Below are 13,696 nucleotides of genomic sequence, written 5' to 3'. Positions count from 1 at the left end.
AACCGCGATCACACCCTGCTCGAGCAGCGCTAAACGCCGGACATCTGGCTAAGTTGAGCCGCTTCGACCCGCTGCCGTGGCTTGACCCCCGGGCCGTCGCATAAGTTCAGCATCTTAAACATTAACTTACTGAATAGTAGGGCTCGCTGTCCAGACGGATTTGGCGCGGAATAGCGATGGGCCCAGCCGGAGAACCGGCTGGGCCCATCGCGTGAAGAGAAGTCAGCTACTGGTTGCTCTTCTGCCGTTCCTCTGCGGCTTTGGCGCTGGCGCGGGCCGACTCGGCCTCAGCTTCCCGCTTGGCCGCGTCGCGTTGCGCCTGGCCCTTGTCCTGCTGAGCCCTGCCCTCGCGACCCAGCTGGTCGTTGCGGGTCACAATGCTGACGACTTCCTTGACCTTGCCCTTGATGCCCTCGACGATGCCGCTGACGGCCTCCAGGGGTCCACTTCGCTCTGCCACATCTGCCTCCTGATCTCTCTTGGTAGGGGGCGTCGATGAATTCTTGCCCGCCGATAGTTGTCGATTCCCGCTGGGCGCTGTTCGCCAAACATCGGCCCGCCCGCAAATGCGCCGCGCGCGCCCCGCCGAATGGGCGCTAGCTCAGCAGATGCCGAACCTCGTGATTGTGGTCTCACCGGCCGGCAGCGCACGGCGAAGAGTTTTGAACCGCCGGCGTCCGGGTATCTGCGCGACGTGGACGTGAGAGCCGCATCGCGACGGATGTTGCGTGCGGAACGCAAAGTGGTACGGGTGCAAAGACGTTTGTGGCTGGCGCAGGTACTGTTCTGGCCGACCGTCCTCGCACTCGCGGTTCTGGCGGTGGTTTCGGCGTGGAAGTTCCGGCAGCGCTCTGCGCAGCGTCGATCTCAGGTCACCGCGGTCACGTCGACGCCAATCGACGAAACTGACGCGCCCGTCACCGGGGCTGGGACCGGATAGCCCCGCCGTCATGGGGAAAGCGCTAGCGAGCCGCGCGGCGGCGGGCCTTCGTCGTCGTGCGCTTGGCATCGGTCGCCGACCGTTTGGCCGGTTTGACGGCTTTGGCTTCGAACGCTGTCATCGCCTCGATCATCGCGGTGAAAACCCGATGCGCGGCGGCCAGATCACGATCGGGCAGATCGGCGATCGCAGAGCGTAGTTCGCCGCCAAGCGGCGTGAAGTAGGCACGCGCCAATGCCATTCCGGCCTTCTCGTAGCGCAGCAGCGACTTACGCCGGTCTGCCGGGTCAGCCTCGCGTCTAATGTGGCCGGAGTCGATCATGCGATCCACCAGGTAGGTGATCGCAGGAGCCGACATATCCATCCGCTGTCGCAGTTGCGCCAGCGTCAACGGCGTGCCGGCCGTCTCGGCGACCATGATGTGCAGCAAGGCATGAAAATCGCTGCCGCTGACGTCATGTCCGCGCGCAAAGTGGCGTCCGATGCGATCGGCTTGCGCCGTGAGAGCCCGCAGGTCGGCCGACATCAGCTTTTCGAGTTCGGCTCGATCTGGTCGACGGTCAGCAGCGCCGCGCTTGGTCACCTATCCGCATCCTTCTTCGCGATACGCCGATTAGCTTATCGGCGCAACGCAGGCCAGGTCGGCGAGCGGTCATATTGACCATCTCGTGGAACGGTGCGGTGGACGATCTGGTTTCGGCCATCTCAGATCGGGAATTCGCCGCCGGTGAACATTTCCGATCTGGTTGCGCGCCCCTTCGCCTGGGGATCGGCCATTCGGGGGAAACGCTTCTTCCATCCGCTCGGCGTGCTTGCCGAGGGAACTGTCGAACGCATCGCGCCGCCGGCCAGCGGGTTGCCCATCCCGTCGTCGGGCGTGGTCGCCCGGCTGTCCAAAGCCACCGGGACTCCCGGCGCGCTGCCCGACTTCATTGGTTTGGCTCTGCGGGTTCCGGCGCAGGAAAGCGGGACACCGTGGGACATCCTGCTGGTGTCGGCCGGCTCCGGGATCGTGGGCCGCACGCTGGCGTTGCGGCCGGTGACGTCGTGGGCGGGCCACAACATGAGCACTCTGATGCCGCTTCGCTACGGCGGGAAATACTGGTGGCTGCGCGCCCGAATCGTCAGCGAGATCACCGGATTCGGCGTATCGCTGGACGCCGTGCGAGAGCGGATCGAACACGGTGGGCTCGAAGTGGTGCTCGATCAGGCCTGTGGCAGATCCGATTTCGGGAGACTGGCCCGACTGACGCTCACCCGTGTCTTACCGCAGGGCGAGGACGTATCGTTCGATCCGGTTGTCAACACCGCCCCGGGCTTGAAACTCTTTCCCGAATGGCTCACGGATCTGCGGGCACGCGCTTACCGACGCAGCCGCGAGGGCAGGAAAGCGAATTAAGGGATCTCCTTCAGCGGCTGCGGCCCAGCAGATGCCGTAACGCCTGATCGAGGTCGGGCTGACGGAATCGGTGCCCGGCCTGGTTAAGGCGGCTGGGGACGACGCGCTGACTGGCGCACGCGAGTTCGCGGGCGCCCTGCTCGCCGAGCAGGAGCCGCGGTCCCAACGTCGGCACCGGCAGCACTGCGGGCCGGCGCAGAACGCGGGCCAGGGTCCGGGTGTAATCGACATTGCGAACCGGATGCGGCGCAACCGCGTTCACCGATCCGGACAGCGTGGTGTCCCACAGCGCGCGGTGATAGATGTCGACCAGGTCATGGATCCCGATCCACGACAACCACTGGCGGCCGCCGCCGAGCCGACCCCCCAACCCGGCGCTGAACAGCGGACGCATCAACCGCAGCGTTCCGCCGCGCGGGGATTGCACGATGCCGGTGCGCACCTTCACCACTCGCACCCCGGCCTGCTGCGCCGGCGCGGTGGCGTCCTCCCAGTCGGCGACGACATCGGCAAGGAACCCGTCACCGCGCTCGCTGTCTTCGGTGAGCGCTTGGTCCCCGCGGTCGTAGCCGTAATAGCCGATCGCCGAAGCGGACACGAGCACCTTGACGGAGGAACCCTCCACCAGTTCGGCCAGTCGGCGCGTCGGGCCAATCCTGCTGTCTCGCACCGCCTTCCGGTGCTCGTCGGTGAACCGCCCGGCGATCGAGGCTCCGGCCAAATGGATCACTGCGTCGACGCCGGCGAGCAGTTGCGGGTCCGGGTCGTCGGGTTTCCAGCGCCGCTCATCCGCGGTGCGCGGGGCGCGGCGGACCAGCCGGATCACCCGATGGCCGCCCGTGCTCAGAAACGCGGTCAATGCCGAACCGACCAGGCCCGACGACCCGGTGACCGCGACGGTTGTCGGAGCTAGGCCATGCTCGGTCGCCAACCGGTGCGCGGCCAGATCGTCGGCCAGCTGCCGGTGCCGGTAGACGAACATGGACCGTAGGGCCGCCTCGGGCACCGGCGTCTCGACGCGGTCGATCACCCGGGTTCGTGAAGCGGAGACTTCTTCGAATTCGTGAGTGTGCCGCCACCGCACCATGATTCGAGCCGGCACCGAAGCCGGCCCGTCGCTGCCGATGGTGTCGACGAAACGACGCGGTGGGTCGTAGAGTTCCGGCTGGTGTTCGGCGACCCAGCGCAAACCGCCGGGCAGCGCCAGCGTCGCGCGACCATCCTTGAGTGAGGCCGCCTCGGTGAGCAGCCGCAGCGGCTGCCAGGGGGGAGAAAGCCGCTCGAACGCACCCGGCCTGGCATGCCAGGCGAAGACTTCGTCGCGCGGCGCGTCGATGACGCTGGAGTATTCGATGCCCATGTCACGACGCTACCGGCTCAGCGGTCGGGCAATGCGTGCTCGACGATGCGTGGACGCGACTGTGGTTGGCGTTCGCCCCGTTTGGCGGCCAGATAAACCTGGGCGGTCTGCTGCGCAACGGTGTTCCAATCGAAGTCCGAGGTGAGCCGTTGGCGGGCGGCACGCGCTCGTCGCTGCGCTGCAACCGGATCGCCGAGCACACTGCACACGGCGGCCGCCAGGGCGGGCACGTCGCGGGGCGGACAGGACACCCCCGTCTGCCCGTTGATCACCGCTTCACCCAGACCGCCGATGTTCGAGGTCACCAGCGGAGTGCCGGCCGCGGCCGCCTCCAGGGCCACGATGCCGAACGGTTCGTAGTGGCTGGGCAGCACCGCGGCGTCGGCCCGATGCAGCGCAGCGAGCAGTTCGTTGTGGTCGAGGTGCCCGACAAATCGAGTCGCCTTGAGCACCTTGTGTTTACGCGCCTGTTCCACCAGCCAGTCCTGTTGAGTGCCCTCGCCGGCGATGGTCAGGGTGGTACCGGGGTGACGGCGCCGGATCCGGGCCAGTGCCGCGATCGCGTCGTGCACACCCTTCTCGTACTCCAGCCGCCCGAGAAAGAGCAATTCGGGCGGTCCGGTGCGCGGTCGGCGGGGCGCGAACTGCCAGCGCGCCGCGTCAATACCGTTGCGGATCACGGTGATTTCCGCCAGACCGGGGCCGAACAACTCGGTGATCTCGTCGCTCATCGACGCCGAACACGTGATCAGCGAATCGGATTCACGCACCAGCCACGATTCGACGGCGTGCACCTGGCGGCTGAGCGCTCCGGAGACCCAGCCCGAATGCCGTCCCGCCTCCGTCGCGTGAATCGTGGAAACCAGTGGCGTGTCATAGAACTCGGCGAGAGCGATGGCCGGGTGGGCTACCAGCCAGTCGTGCGCGTGCACCACGTCTGGTCGCCACGGACGGTCGGTTCCGTGTTTCTTCAGCGACAGCCCGGCGCGGATCATGGCATGGCCCATCGCCAGGGTCCAGGCCATCATGTCCTTGCCGAAGCTGAACTCGTGCGGATCCTGCGCGGCCGCGATCACCCGGACGCCCTCGCTGATTTCGTCGGACGACGGGTGCGTGCTGGGATCGGTGCCGGTGGGACGGCGGGACAGCACGACGACGTCGTGACCGGCCGCCGCCAGCGCGGTGGACAAGTGATGCACGTGCCGGCCCAGCCCGCCGATCACGACCGGCGGATACTCCCACGACACCATCAGAATCTTCATTTGCGGACCTGCGAGTGTCCCCAAAATGCCGCGAATACCGGCCTTTCGACGTACATATCAGGACGCTCGCGGGCGACGCAGCTCATCGCGGCAGCCTCCGCGCGTCCAGGGCGCCGAACAGCCCGTCGGCGCGGTTCCATCCGTCGGCCAGCCGCTGCGCGTTGTCGCGGCGCCCGGAGGCGAGCGCCCCGGCGATCTCGCGGGTGGCGTGTGCGTGCAGGTGGGCGCGGTAACGGGCATAGCCTGCGGCGGAGTCCTTACTGACCATGAACGGCCAGTCGCTGGACACGGTGAGCAGCGTCTCGCGCAGGATCTGGTCGGCGACATGATCGCGGGGGATGGGCCCGTCCAGCGATGCCGTCTGGGTCAGCGCCTTGTCGACCGTGCTCAGCGCGGTGTCGACCACCTCGGTGTTGAGCTGAACCAGATCGGCCACCTTCTCACCGGCCCACACTTGCCAGTCCTTGCCGGAACCCCAAGAGCTGGGCGGCAATTCGACCGCAGGACCGACGAATCCGCTCTCGATCGCGTCGCTGAGCGTTCCGACCCGCACCCCGGCGGCGGGCAGGGCGCGCAGCGTGCGCGCCAACCACGTCGGTCCCTCGTACCACCAATGCCCGAACAACTCGGTGTCGAACGCGGCGACGACATGAGCGGGACGCCCGATGCGCTCGGATTCGGCGAGCAGACGGTTGCGGACCACGTCGACGAAGTCGGCGACATGGACATCGACCGCGCGGTCCGCCCGCTCCGGGTCGTAGGGCGCCTTGGCCTCCGAGGCGACATTGCGGCCGGTGACCCGGGCCGGCTTGAGGCCGGTCAGGTGGTCGTAGGTGTGGAAGTCGCGGTAGGCGGCGTGGCCCGGATAGCCCGATTTCGGCGACCACACCCGGTAGCTGACCTGCAGGTCACGCCCGAAAGCGATCACGTCGGTCGCACCGACCGGCCGGCCCAGCGCGGTGTCGCCGTGCAGCGACGGGCCGTCGACCATGAAGTGTGTCACGCCGGCCGCGGCGTAGTCGTGTTCCAGGCCTGGGGCATAAGCACATTCGGGCGCCCAGATCCCGGTCGGGGTGTGCGCAAGCCGCAACGCCGCGTCGGCCAGGCCTTCGCGCAGCGCGAACTCGCGCAGCCGCGGCGCCAGCAGCGGCTGGAACGGGTGCGCCAATGGGCCGCCGAGCAGTTCCACCGTGCCGGCGTCGATCAGTTCGCGCAGCAGCGGGCTGCCGCCGTGCCGCCATAGTGTGGCGAAGTCCTCAAGGGCGGCGTGGGCCTCCGCCTCCTCGCGAATACCGAAGGCCCGCAAGGCTTCCGGCGTACACGCCGCATAGCCGGCCGACTTTGACTTGGGAGTCGTGCGCACGCTGGCCGCCTCGGTGGCGCGTAGCCGCCAGTTGGCCAGCCAGTGGTGCATGCCGTCGAGGCAATACGGGTCGTCGAGTTGGGCGTTCACCACCGGCGTGATCCCGAGGGTGACCAGTCGGTGCCGGTCTTCGTCGGCCAGGGTGCGCAGGACGCGAAGCAGTGGCAGGTAAGCCGCCGACCACGACTGGTAGAGCCACTCCTCGCCCACCGGCCATCGGCCGTGATGCGCCAGCCACGGCAGGTGCGTGTGCAGCACCAGGGTGAACAGGCCCGCGACCGGGCTCGAGGATGCGTCGGGCGTGCTCACCGGCGCACCGCGATCGCGATCAGATCCAAGCTGTCGTCGATGTCTCGGGTTTCGATCTCGAAGTCGGCTGTGGTCACCGCGGCGACGTCCGCGATCAAGTCGGGGGACCAGGGCGCGTCGGCCATCGCGCGGGCGATCTGCGCGTCGATGATCGAGCCGCCGTGGCGGGCGTCCATCTCGCGCAGCCGCGGACCATGGAACAAGCCATACCTGGTCACGTCGGAAAATCCGGCGTCGACCAGCAGCTCGGTCAGCTCGTCGGCGTTGAGTTCGCGGGTGTGGAAAGGGTTGACCGGGGTGTCCCGGCCCGGCGAGAAGGTGATCCGGTTGGGCGTCGACACCATCAGCAGCCCCGCTGGACGCAGCACCCGCAGGCATTCCCTGACGAACTGGCCCTGATCCCACAGGTGCTCGATGACCTGGAAGTTCACCACCACGTCCACTGACGCGTCGGGCATCGGCAAGGCGGCGAGGTTGGCCTGCATCACCTCGACCCGGGGGTAGCGGCTGCGGACGTGGGCCACGGCTGACTCGTCGTAGTCCACCGCGATGACGCGGCTGGCCACGCCGGCGATCAGGTCGGCGCCGTAACCCTCGCCACAGCCGGCCTCCAACACCACCCGGCCCGCGCAGCGCGGCGCCAGGCGCTCGTAGACCACCAGGTGCCGGCGGAACCAGTAGTTCTCGATGTCCAGGTCCGGGATGGTGCGCTCACCCGTCAGCGTCAACCCAGGGACCGCTTGGGCGGCCGGCGATGGGATGTCGTCGGGGGTCCGGCGGCCGACCTCGGGAACGAATGCGCTCATTGCATAGGCAGGCTAACCCCTACCGGGCGATTCGCGAACCTGGTAGTGGATCGGAGGAGACAGAACCCGCGGTCCGGCGAATCGGCGGTCGGAGGAGCAGCGGGCAATTCGGCAGATGCGACCCGCTATGGTGTGAAGGCGAACCGCGCAAAGTTACCCGGTAGTAACCCGAGCCTGCGGTTGCTGAATGCCTAGCCAGGTCCTGCGGCCGACCGCTGCGGGACGCCCTTCGAGGAGGACGAGCCACACTCATGACGAACATCGTGGTCCTGATCAAGCAGGTCCCAGACACCTGGTCGGAGCGCAAGCTGACCGACGGCGACTACACGCTGGACCGCGAGGCCGCCGACGCCGTGCTGGACGAGATCAACGAGCGCGCGGTCGAAGAGGCGCTGCAGATCCGCGAACGAGAGGCTGCCGACGGTGTCGAGGGGTCGGTGACCGTGCTGACCGCCGGCCCGGAGCGAGCCACCGAGGCGATCCGCAAGGCCCTTTCGATGGGCGCCGACAAGGCGGTCCACCTGAAAGACGACGGCATGCACGGTTCGGACGTCATTCAGACCGGCTGGGCGCTGGCGCGGGCGCTGGGCACCATCGAGGGCACCGAGCTGGTCATCGCCGGCAACGAGGCCACCGACGGCGTCGGGGGCGCGGTCCCGGCCATCATCGCCGAGTACCTGGGCCTGCCGCAGCTCACCCACCTGCGCAAACTGTCGGTCGAAGGGGGCAAGGTGACCGGCGAGCGCGAGACCGATGACGGCGTCTTCACTCTCGAAGCCACGCTGCCCGCAGTGGTCAGCGTCAACGAGAAGATCAACGAACCGCGTTTTCCGTCCTTCAAGGGCATCATGGCCGCCAAGAAGAAGGAGGTCACGGTGCTGACCCTGGCTGATATCGGGGTCGAGCCCGACGAGGTCGGGTTGGCCAACGCCGGATCGACGGTGTTGTCGTCGACGCCGAAACCGCCCAAGACCGCCGGCGAGAAGGTGACCGACGAGGGCGAAGGCGGCAATCAGATCGCGCAGTATCTGGTCGCCCAGAAGATCATCTGAACCAGTCCTCCAAGACCATTCCCGAGACGAGAAGAGCGAATAACTGATGGCTGAAGTACTCGTGCTGGTCGAGCACGCTGAAGGTGCGCTGAAGAAGGTCACCGCCGAATTGATCACTGCGGCCCGCGCCCTGGGCGAGCCGGCCGCCGTCGTCGTCGGAACGCCGGGGACCGCGGCGCCGCTGATCGACGGGCTCAAGGCGGCCGGTGCCGCCAAGATCTACGTCGCCGAATCCGACGTCGTCGACAAGTACCTGATCACCCCGGTGGTCGACGTGCTGGCCGGGTTGGCCGAGTCGTCGACTCCGGCCGCGGTGTTGCTGGCCGCCACCGCCGACGGCAAGGAGATCGCCGGTCGGCTGGCCGCGCGCATCGGGTCCGGCCTGCTGGTCGACGTGGTCGAGGTCAAGGAGGGCGGCAAGGGCGTCCACAGCATCTTCGGTGGCGCGTTCACCGTCGAGGCGCAGGCCAATGGCGACACTCCGGTGATCACCGTGCGCGCCGGTGCCGTCGAGGCGGAGCCGACCGACGGTGCGGGCGAGCAGGTCACCGTGGAAGTGCCCGAACCCGCCGAGAACGCCACCAAGATCACCGCCCGCGAGCCCGCCGTCGCCGGCGACCGCCCGGAGCTGACCGAGGCGACCGTGGTGGTGTCCGGTGGTCGTGGTGTGGGCAGCGCGGAGAACTTCAGCGTGGTCGAGGCGCTGGCCGACTCGCTGGGTGCCGCGGTCGGCGCCTCACGTGCCGCCGTCGACTCCGGCTACTACCCGGGCCAGTTCCAGGTGGGCCAGACCGGCAAGACGGTGTCCCCGCAGCTCTACATCGCGCTGGGCATCTCGGGGGCCATCCAGCACCGGGCCGGCATGCAGACCTCCAAGACCATCGTCGCGGTCAACAAGGACGAGGAGGCGCCCATCTTTGAGATCGCCGACTACGGAGTGGTCGGCGACCTGTTCAAGGTGGCGCCGCAGCTGACGGAGGCGATCAAGGCCCGCAAAGGCTAGCCCCTAGGCGCCGTCAGCCGCTCGCCGAGGAGCGATCTTCGTCACACCGGCGCGGTGCTGGCGAACGCATCACATATCGGCGGCTCGAATCCGCACAATTAGTCATCTGACGTGCACCGACATGTCAGCGCAGCGATGCCGGCCGGATCATCGTCTGCGCCACGTTGGTGCCTATGAGCACTGCTTCTGTTCTGATTGCCGGCGACAAACCCGGTGGCTCGTCTGCGGTTTCCGGTTCGCCGGGCGGGCCGCGCTATTCCCTGCTGCTGACCACCGACCCCGGCATGATCGAGGCGGCCCAGCGGCTGCGCTACCAGGTGTTCAGCACTTCACCCGGCTTCACCCTGGCGGGCGACGGCCAACGGGATGCCGACCGGTTCGACGAATACTGCGACCACCTGCTGGTCCGCGAGGACAACTCCGGTGAGCTGGTGGGTTGCTACCGGATGCTGCCGCCGACGGGTGCCATCGCCGCCGGGGGACTTTATACCGCAACCGAATTCGATGTACGGGCGTTCGACTCGCTGCGTCCCTCGCTGGTGGAGATGGGCCGCGCCGCGGTACGCGAAGGCCACCGCAATGGCGGCGTGGTGCTGCTCATGTGGGCCGGCATCCTGGCCTACCTGGACCACTGCGGCTATGACTACGTGACCGGGTGCGTGTCGGTGCCTATCGACGTCGACGGTGTCCAGGTTCCGGGCGCCGAACTGCGGGGTGTGCGGGACTTCGTGCTCAGCCGGCATGCCGCCGCGCAAGAGTATCGGGTGCGCCCGTACCGTCCGGTTCGGGTGAACGGCAGGGCCCTCGACGACATTCCACCGCCGCGACGGCCGTCGGTTCCGCCGCTGATGCGCGGTTACCTGCGCCTGGGGGCGCGGGTCTGCGGTGAGCCCGCCCACGACCCGGATTTCGGCGTGGGCGACTTCTGCGTGCTGCTGGGCAAGCAGAACGCCGACAGCCGGTACCTGAAGCGGTTGCGATCGGTATCGGCGGCGGCGCAGCTCGCCGGTGCGGCGCGGTGAACCTTTCCCCGGTAGCCGGGCATGCCTGGTTGCCGCGCGCCTCCTGCGACGTGAGCTGTGTGCGTGCGGGCGACGCGGTCGGATGGCGGCGGTGCATGGTGCATCTGCGGGTGGCGCGCCGGGTCATGGCGGGGCTGCTGCTATTGCCGGGGCTGCCGCTGCTGGCGGTGCCCCTGCCCGGCAGAACCCGGGTGCAACGCGCGTACTGCCGGTTGGTGCTGCGGTGCTTCGGCGTCCGAATCACGGTGTCGGGCAACCCGATTCGCAACCTCAGCGGTGTTCTGGTGGTCAGTGACCACATCTCCTGGCTGGACGCCTTCGCGATCGGTGCGGTGCTGCCCGGCTCCTTCGTGGCCCGTGCGGACATGTTCGCCGGGCCGGCGACCGGGGTGGTCGCCCGCATCTTGAAGATCATCCCGATCGAGCGGGCCAGCCTGCGACGACTGCCCGCAGTGGTGGACGCCGTCGCCCGCCGGCTGCGCGCCGGTCAGACCGTGGTGGTCTTCCCCGAGGGCACCACCTGGTGCGGTGCTGTGGGCGACGACCCGGGACGGGCATCCCACCGCGGGGCCGGGAGCTTTTATCCCGCGATGTTCCAGGCCGCGATCGACAGCGGCCGTCCGGTGCAGCCGCTTCGGCTGACCTACCACCACGCCAACGGAACCGTATCCACCGCCCCGGCCTACGTCGGCGACGACACCCTGCTGCGGTCCGTCGGCCGACTACTGTCGGTGGGCCGCACACTGGCGCGGGTGCGGGTGGAATCCCTGCAGCTACCGGGTAGCGACCGGCGCGAGCTGGCCAGGCGCTGCCAGAGCGCGGTGCAGCCGGGGACCGCCCGGCAGTCGGGTGACGAGCACGTGCTGGTGGCCTGAGGGGGCTGGTCGTTCCGGCCGGCCGGTATTCTGGGCGCGTCATGGTCTACCTGGATCACGCCGCCACCACCCCGATGCACCCGGCCGCCGTCGAGGCGATGACGGCTGTGCTCGGCACGGTCGGCAACGCCTCGTCGCTGCACACCAGCGGCCGCACAGCACGGCGGCGGATCGAGGAGTCGCGTGAGCTGATCGCGGACAAGCTCGGCGCGCGCCCGTCCGAGGTGATTTTCACGGCCGGCGGCACGGAGAGCGACAACCTGGCCGTCAAGGGCATCTATTGGGCGCGCCGTGATGCCCAGGCCCGGCATCGCCGCATCATCACCACCGAAGTGGAACACCACGCGGTCCTCGACTCGGTGGGCTGGCTCGCCGAACACGAAGGCGCTCAAGTGACTTGGTTGCCCACCGGGTCCGATGGCTCGGTGTCGGTGGCAGCGCTGCGCGCGGCGCTGGAGGCTTACGAAGACGTCGCGCTGGTATCGGTGATGTGGGCCAACAACGAGGTCGGAACCATCATGCCGATCGCCGAACTAGCCTCCGTAGCGGCCGAATTCGGTGTTCCGATGCACAGCGACGCGGTTCAGGCGGTGGGGCAGCTGCCGGTCGACTTCCCCGCCAGCGGGCTCTCGGCGATGAGTGTGGCCGCGCACAAGTTCGGCGGGCCGCCGGGAGTTGGAGCGCTGCTGCTGCGCCGCGACGTCAGCTGTGTGCCGCTGTCGCACGGTGGCGGGCAGGAGCGTGACATCCGTTCCGGTACACCCGATGTCGCCGGCGCTGTCGGGATGGCCACCGCTGCGCAGATCGCGGTGGATGGGCTAGAGGCCAACAGCATGCGGCTGCGGTCGCTGCGTGACCGCCTGGTCGAAGGCGTGCTGACCGCGATCGACGACGTCCGGCTCAACGGCGCCCGCGGCGACTTGCGACTGCCGGGCAACGCGCACTTCACCTTTCGCGGCTGTGAGGGCGATGCGCTGCTGATGTTGCTGGACGCCAACGGAATCGAGTGTTCGACCGGATCGGCCTGCACCGCCGGCGTAGCGCAGCCTTCGCACGTGCTGACCGCGATGGGGGCCGACCCGGCCAGCGCACGCGGGTCGCTGCGTCTTTCGTTGGGGCACACCAGCGTCGACGCCGACGTCGATGCTGCCCTGCAAGTGCTGCCGGGCGCCGTCGACCGCGCCCGCCGGGCCGCGCTGGCCGCCGCGGGGTCGTCCGGGTGAAGGTTCTCGCCGCGATGAGCGGCGGCGTCGACTCGTCGGTGGCCGCCGCGCGCATGGTCGACGCCGGGCACGACGTGGTCGGGGTGCATCTGGCATTGTCGAGCGCGCCCGGCACGTTGCGCACCGGCTCTCGCGGGTGCTGCTCGAGGGAAGACGCCGCGGACGCCCGCCGTGTCGCCGATGTGCTCGGAATACCGTTCTACGTATGGGATTTCGCGGAACAGTTCAAGGCGGACGTGATCGACGATTTCGTCTCGTCCTATGCCCGCGGGGAAACACCCAATCCCTGCGTGCGCTGTAACCAGCGAATCAAGTTCGCCGCGCTGGCCGTAAGGGCGCTGGCGCTGGGTTTCGACGTGGTGGCCACCGGCCACTACGCCCGGCTGTCACAGGGACGGCTACGCCGCGCCGTCGACCTGGACAAGGATCAGTCCTACGTGCTGGCGGTGCTGACTGCCGAGCAGTTACGTCACGCCGCGTTCCCCGTCGGGGACACCCCAAAGCCACAGATCCGGGCCGAGGCGGCCCGCCGCGGTCTGGCCGTGGCCGCCAAGCCGGACAGCCACGACATCTGCTTCATCCCGTCCGGGAACACCCGCGCCTTTCTGGGTGAGCGCATCGGGGTCCGGCCGGGCAGCGTCGTCGACGCCGACGGAGCCGTGCTGGCCGAGCATGACGGGGTGCACGGTTTCACCATCGGCCAGCGCAAAGGCCTGGGCATCGCCGGGCCGGGGCCGGATGGGCGCCCTCGCTACGTCACGGCGATCGATGCCGGTACCGCGACGGTCCGGGTCGGTGCCGCGCAAGACCTCGATGTGTATGAGCTGACCGGACGATCGCCGGTTTTCACCGGCGGAGCTCCGCCGCCGGGCCCGCTCGAGTGCCTGGTTCAAGTCCGCGCCCACGGCGAAACGGCCAGTGCGGTAGCCGAATTGGTTGACAACGAGCTGGTCGTCGGGTTGCGTTCCCCGCTGCGCGGGGTGGCGCGGGGCCAGACGCTGGTGCTGTATCGCCCCGACCCGGACGGTGACGAGGTGCTGGGCAGCGCGACCATCGCCGGCACCCGCGGGCGCGACTGAGCG

General features: G+C 68.5%; 14 protein-coding genes. 8 read left to right on the top strand and 6 right to left on the bottom strand.

From position 1 onward, the window contains the following. Window positions 1-226: 226 nt before the first annotated feature. Window positions 227-460 carry a microaggregate-binding protein 1 gene (gene mbp1 / locus AC5Y2L_RS13575; protein WP_499936124.1) on the bottom strand — a complete coding sequence of 78 codons (234 nt, stop codon included), beginning with the start codon at window positions 458-460 and terminating at the stop codon, window positions 227-229. A gap of 291 nt (window positions 461-751) precedes the next feature. Here mbp1 and AC5Y2L_RS13570 point away from each other — a divergent pair, with 291 nt between their 5' ends. Beyond that, window positions 752-940 carry a hypothetical protein gene (locus AC5Y2L_RS13570; RefSeq protein WP_499936126.1) on the top strand — a complete coding sequence of 63 codons (189 nt, stop codon included), beginning with the start codon at window positions 752-754 and terminating at the stop codon, window positions 938-940. A gap of 22 nt (window positions 941-962) precedes the next feature. Here the strand turns inward: AC5Y2L_RS13570 and AC5Y2L_RS13565 are convergent, their stop codons facing one another. Beyond that, complete coding sequence (locus AC5Y2L_RS13565; RefSeq protein ID WP_499936127.1) at window positions 963-1,523, bottom strand: MarR family winged helix-turn-helix transcriptional regulator; 561 nt, start codon at window positions 1,521-1,523, stop codon at window positions 963-965. Window positions 1,524-1,667: 144 nt separating this feature from the next. Here AC5Y2L_RS13565 and AC5Y2L_RS13560 point away from each other — a divergent pair, with 144 nt between their 5' ends. Continuing rightward, on the top strand, window positions 1,668-2,339 hold the full coding sequence (locus tag AC5Y2L_RS13560; RefSeq protein WP_499936128.1) for a phosphodiesterase: 672 nt from the start codon (window positions 1,668-1,670) through the stop codon (window positions 2,337-2,339). Window positions 2,340-2,349: 10 nt separating this feature from the next. Here AC5Y2L_RS13560 and AC5Y2L_RS13555 read toward each other — a convergent pair whose 3' ends face one another. The 4 genes from AC5Y2L_RS13555 to AC5Y2L_RS13540 all read right to left on the bottom strand — a co-directional run bounded on the left by AC5Y2L_RS13555 (window position 2,350) and on the right by AC5Y2L_RS13540 (window position 7,439). After that, window positions 2,350-3,699: a TIGR01777 family oxidoreductase gene (locus AC5Y2L_RS13555; RefSeq protein ID WP_499936130.1), complete on the bottom strand. Its 1,350-nt coding sequence runs from the start codon at window positions 3,697-3,699 to the stop codon at window positions 2,350-2,352. Between the two features lie 17 nt (window positions 3,700-3,716). Then, window positions 3,717-4,961, bottom strand: coding sequence for a glycosyltransferase family 4 protein (locus tag AC5Y2L_RS13550; RefSeq protein ID WP_499936131.1), 1,245 nt, complete (start codon window positions 4,959-4,961; stop codon window positions 3,717-3,719). 82 nt (window positions 4,962-5,043) lie between these two features. Continuing rightward, window positions 5,044-6,633: a 1,4-alpha-glucan branching protein domain-containing protein gene (locus AC5Y2L_RS13545; RefSeq protein ID WP_499936133.1), complete on the bottom strand. Its 1,590-nt coding sequence runs from the start codon at window positions 6,631-6,633 to the stop codon at window positions 5,044-5,046. Then, window positions 6,630-7,439, bottom strand: coding sequence for a class I SAM-dependent methyltransferase (locus tag AC5Y2L_RS13540; protein WP_499936134.1), 810 nt, complete (start codon window positions 7,437-7,439; stop codon window positions 6,630-6,632). Before AC5Y2L_RS13540 ends, AC5Y2L_RS13545 begins: the two co-directional genes overlap by 4 nt. Window positions 7,440-7,690: 251 nt before the next feature. Between AC5Y2L_RS13540 and AC5Y2L_RS13535 the strand changes: the two genes are divergently transcribed. The 6 genes from AC5Y2L_RS13535 (at window position 7,691) to mnmA (ending at window position 13,693) form a co-directional block, all read left to right on the top strand. Continuing rightward, a complete protein-coding gene (locus tag AC5Y2L_RS13535) occupies window positions 7,691-8,491 on the top strand; it encodes an electron transfer flavoprotein subunit beta/FixA family protein (protein WP_499936136.1) in 801 nt (266 codons plus the stop codon). A gap of 46 nt (window positions 8,492-8,537) precedes the next feature. Further along, window positions 8,538-9,494 (top strand): electron transfer flavoprotein subunit alpha/FixB family protein, encoded by a 957-nt coding sequence (locus AC5Y2L_RS13530; protein WP_499936137.1) that lies wholly within the window; start codon window positions 8,538-8,540, stop codon window positions 9,492-9,494. A 173-nt stretch (window positions 9,495-9,667) separates the two neighbouring features. Beyond that, window positions 9,668-10,516 (top strand): GNAT family N-acetyltransferase, encoded by an 849-nt coding sequence (locus AC5Y2L_RS13525; RefSeq protein ID WP_499936138.1) that lies wholly within the window; start codon window positions 9,668-9,670, stop codon window positions 10,514-10,516. Beyond that, window positions 10,513-11,391, top strand: a complete 879-nt coding sequence (locus AC5Y2L_RS13520; RefSeq protein WP_499936140.1) for a lysophospholipid acyltransferase family protein — start codon at window positions 10,513-10,515, stop codon at window positions 11,389-11,391. The genes AC5Y2L_RS13525 and AC5Y2L_RS13520 overlap by 4 nt, the downstream gene beginning before the upstream one ends. Window positions 11,392-11,432: 41 nt before the next feature. Continuing rightward, complete coding sequence (locus AC5Y2L_RS13515) at window positions 11,433-12,614, top strand: cysteine desulfurase family protein (RefSeq protein ID WP_499936142.1); 1,182 nt, start codon at window positions 11,433-11,435, stop codon at window positions 12,612-12,614. Then, window positions 12,611-13,693 carry a tRNA 2-thiouridine(34) synthase MnmA gene (gene mnmA / locus AC5Y2L_RS13510; protein ID WP_499936143.1) on the top strand — a complete coding sequence of 361 codons (1,083 nt, stop codon included), beginning with the start codon at window positions 12,611-12,613 and terminating at the stop codon, window positions 13,691-13,693. Before AC5Y2L_RS13515 ends, mnmA begins: the two co-directional genes overlap by 4 nt. The last annotated feature ends 3 nt before the right edge of the window (window positions 13,694-13,696 follow it).

It is taken from the genome of Mycobacterium sp. NGS66, assembly GCF_059812225.1.
This window is presented reverse-complemented; position numbering and strand designations above follow the sequence as displayed.

Excerpts from the sequence above, each read along its gene's own strand:
- AC5Y2L_RS13540 (WP_499936134.1), bottom strand. The coding sequence starts at position 7,439 with ATGAGCGCATTCGTTCCCGAGGTCGGCCGCCGGACCCCCGACGACATC.
- AC5Y2L_RS13530 (WP_499936137.1), top strand. The coding sequence starts at position 8,538 with ATGGCTGAAGTACTCGTGCTGGTCGAGCACGCTGAAGGTGCGCTGAAG.
- AC5Y2L_RS13550 (WP_499936131.1), bottom strand. The coding sequence starts at position 4,961 with ATGAAGATTCTGATGGTGTCGTGGGAGTATCCGCCGGTCGTGATCGGC.
- AC5Y2L_RS13535 (WP_499936136.1), top strand. The coding sequence starts at position 7,691 with ATGACGAACATCGTGGTCCTGATCAAGCAGGTCCCAGACACCTGGTCG.
- AC5Y2L_RS13555 (WP_499936130.1), bottom strand. The coding sequence starts at position 3,699 with ATGGGCATCGAATACTCCAGCGTCATCGACGCGCCGCGCGACGAAGTC.
- AC5Y2L_RS13515 (WP_499936142.1), top strand. The coding sequence starts at position 11,433 with ATGGTCTACCTGGATCACGCCGCCACCACCCCGATGCACCCGGCCGCC.
- AC5Y2L_RS13525 (WP_499936138.1), top strand. The coding sequence starts at position 9,668 with ATGAGCACTGCTTCTGTTCTGATTGCCGGCGACAAACCCGGTGGCTCG.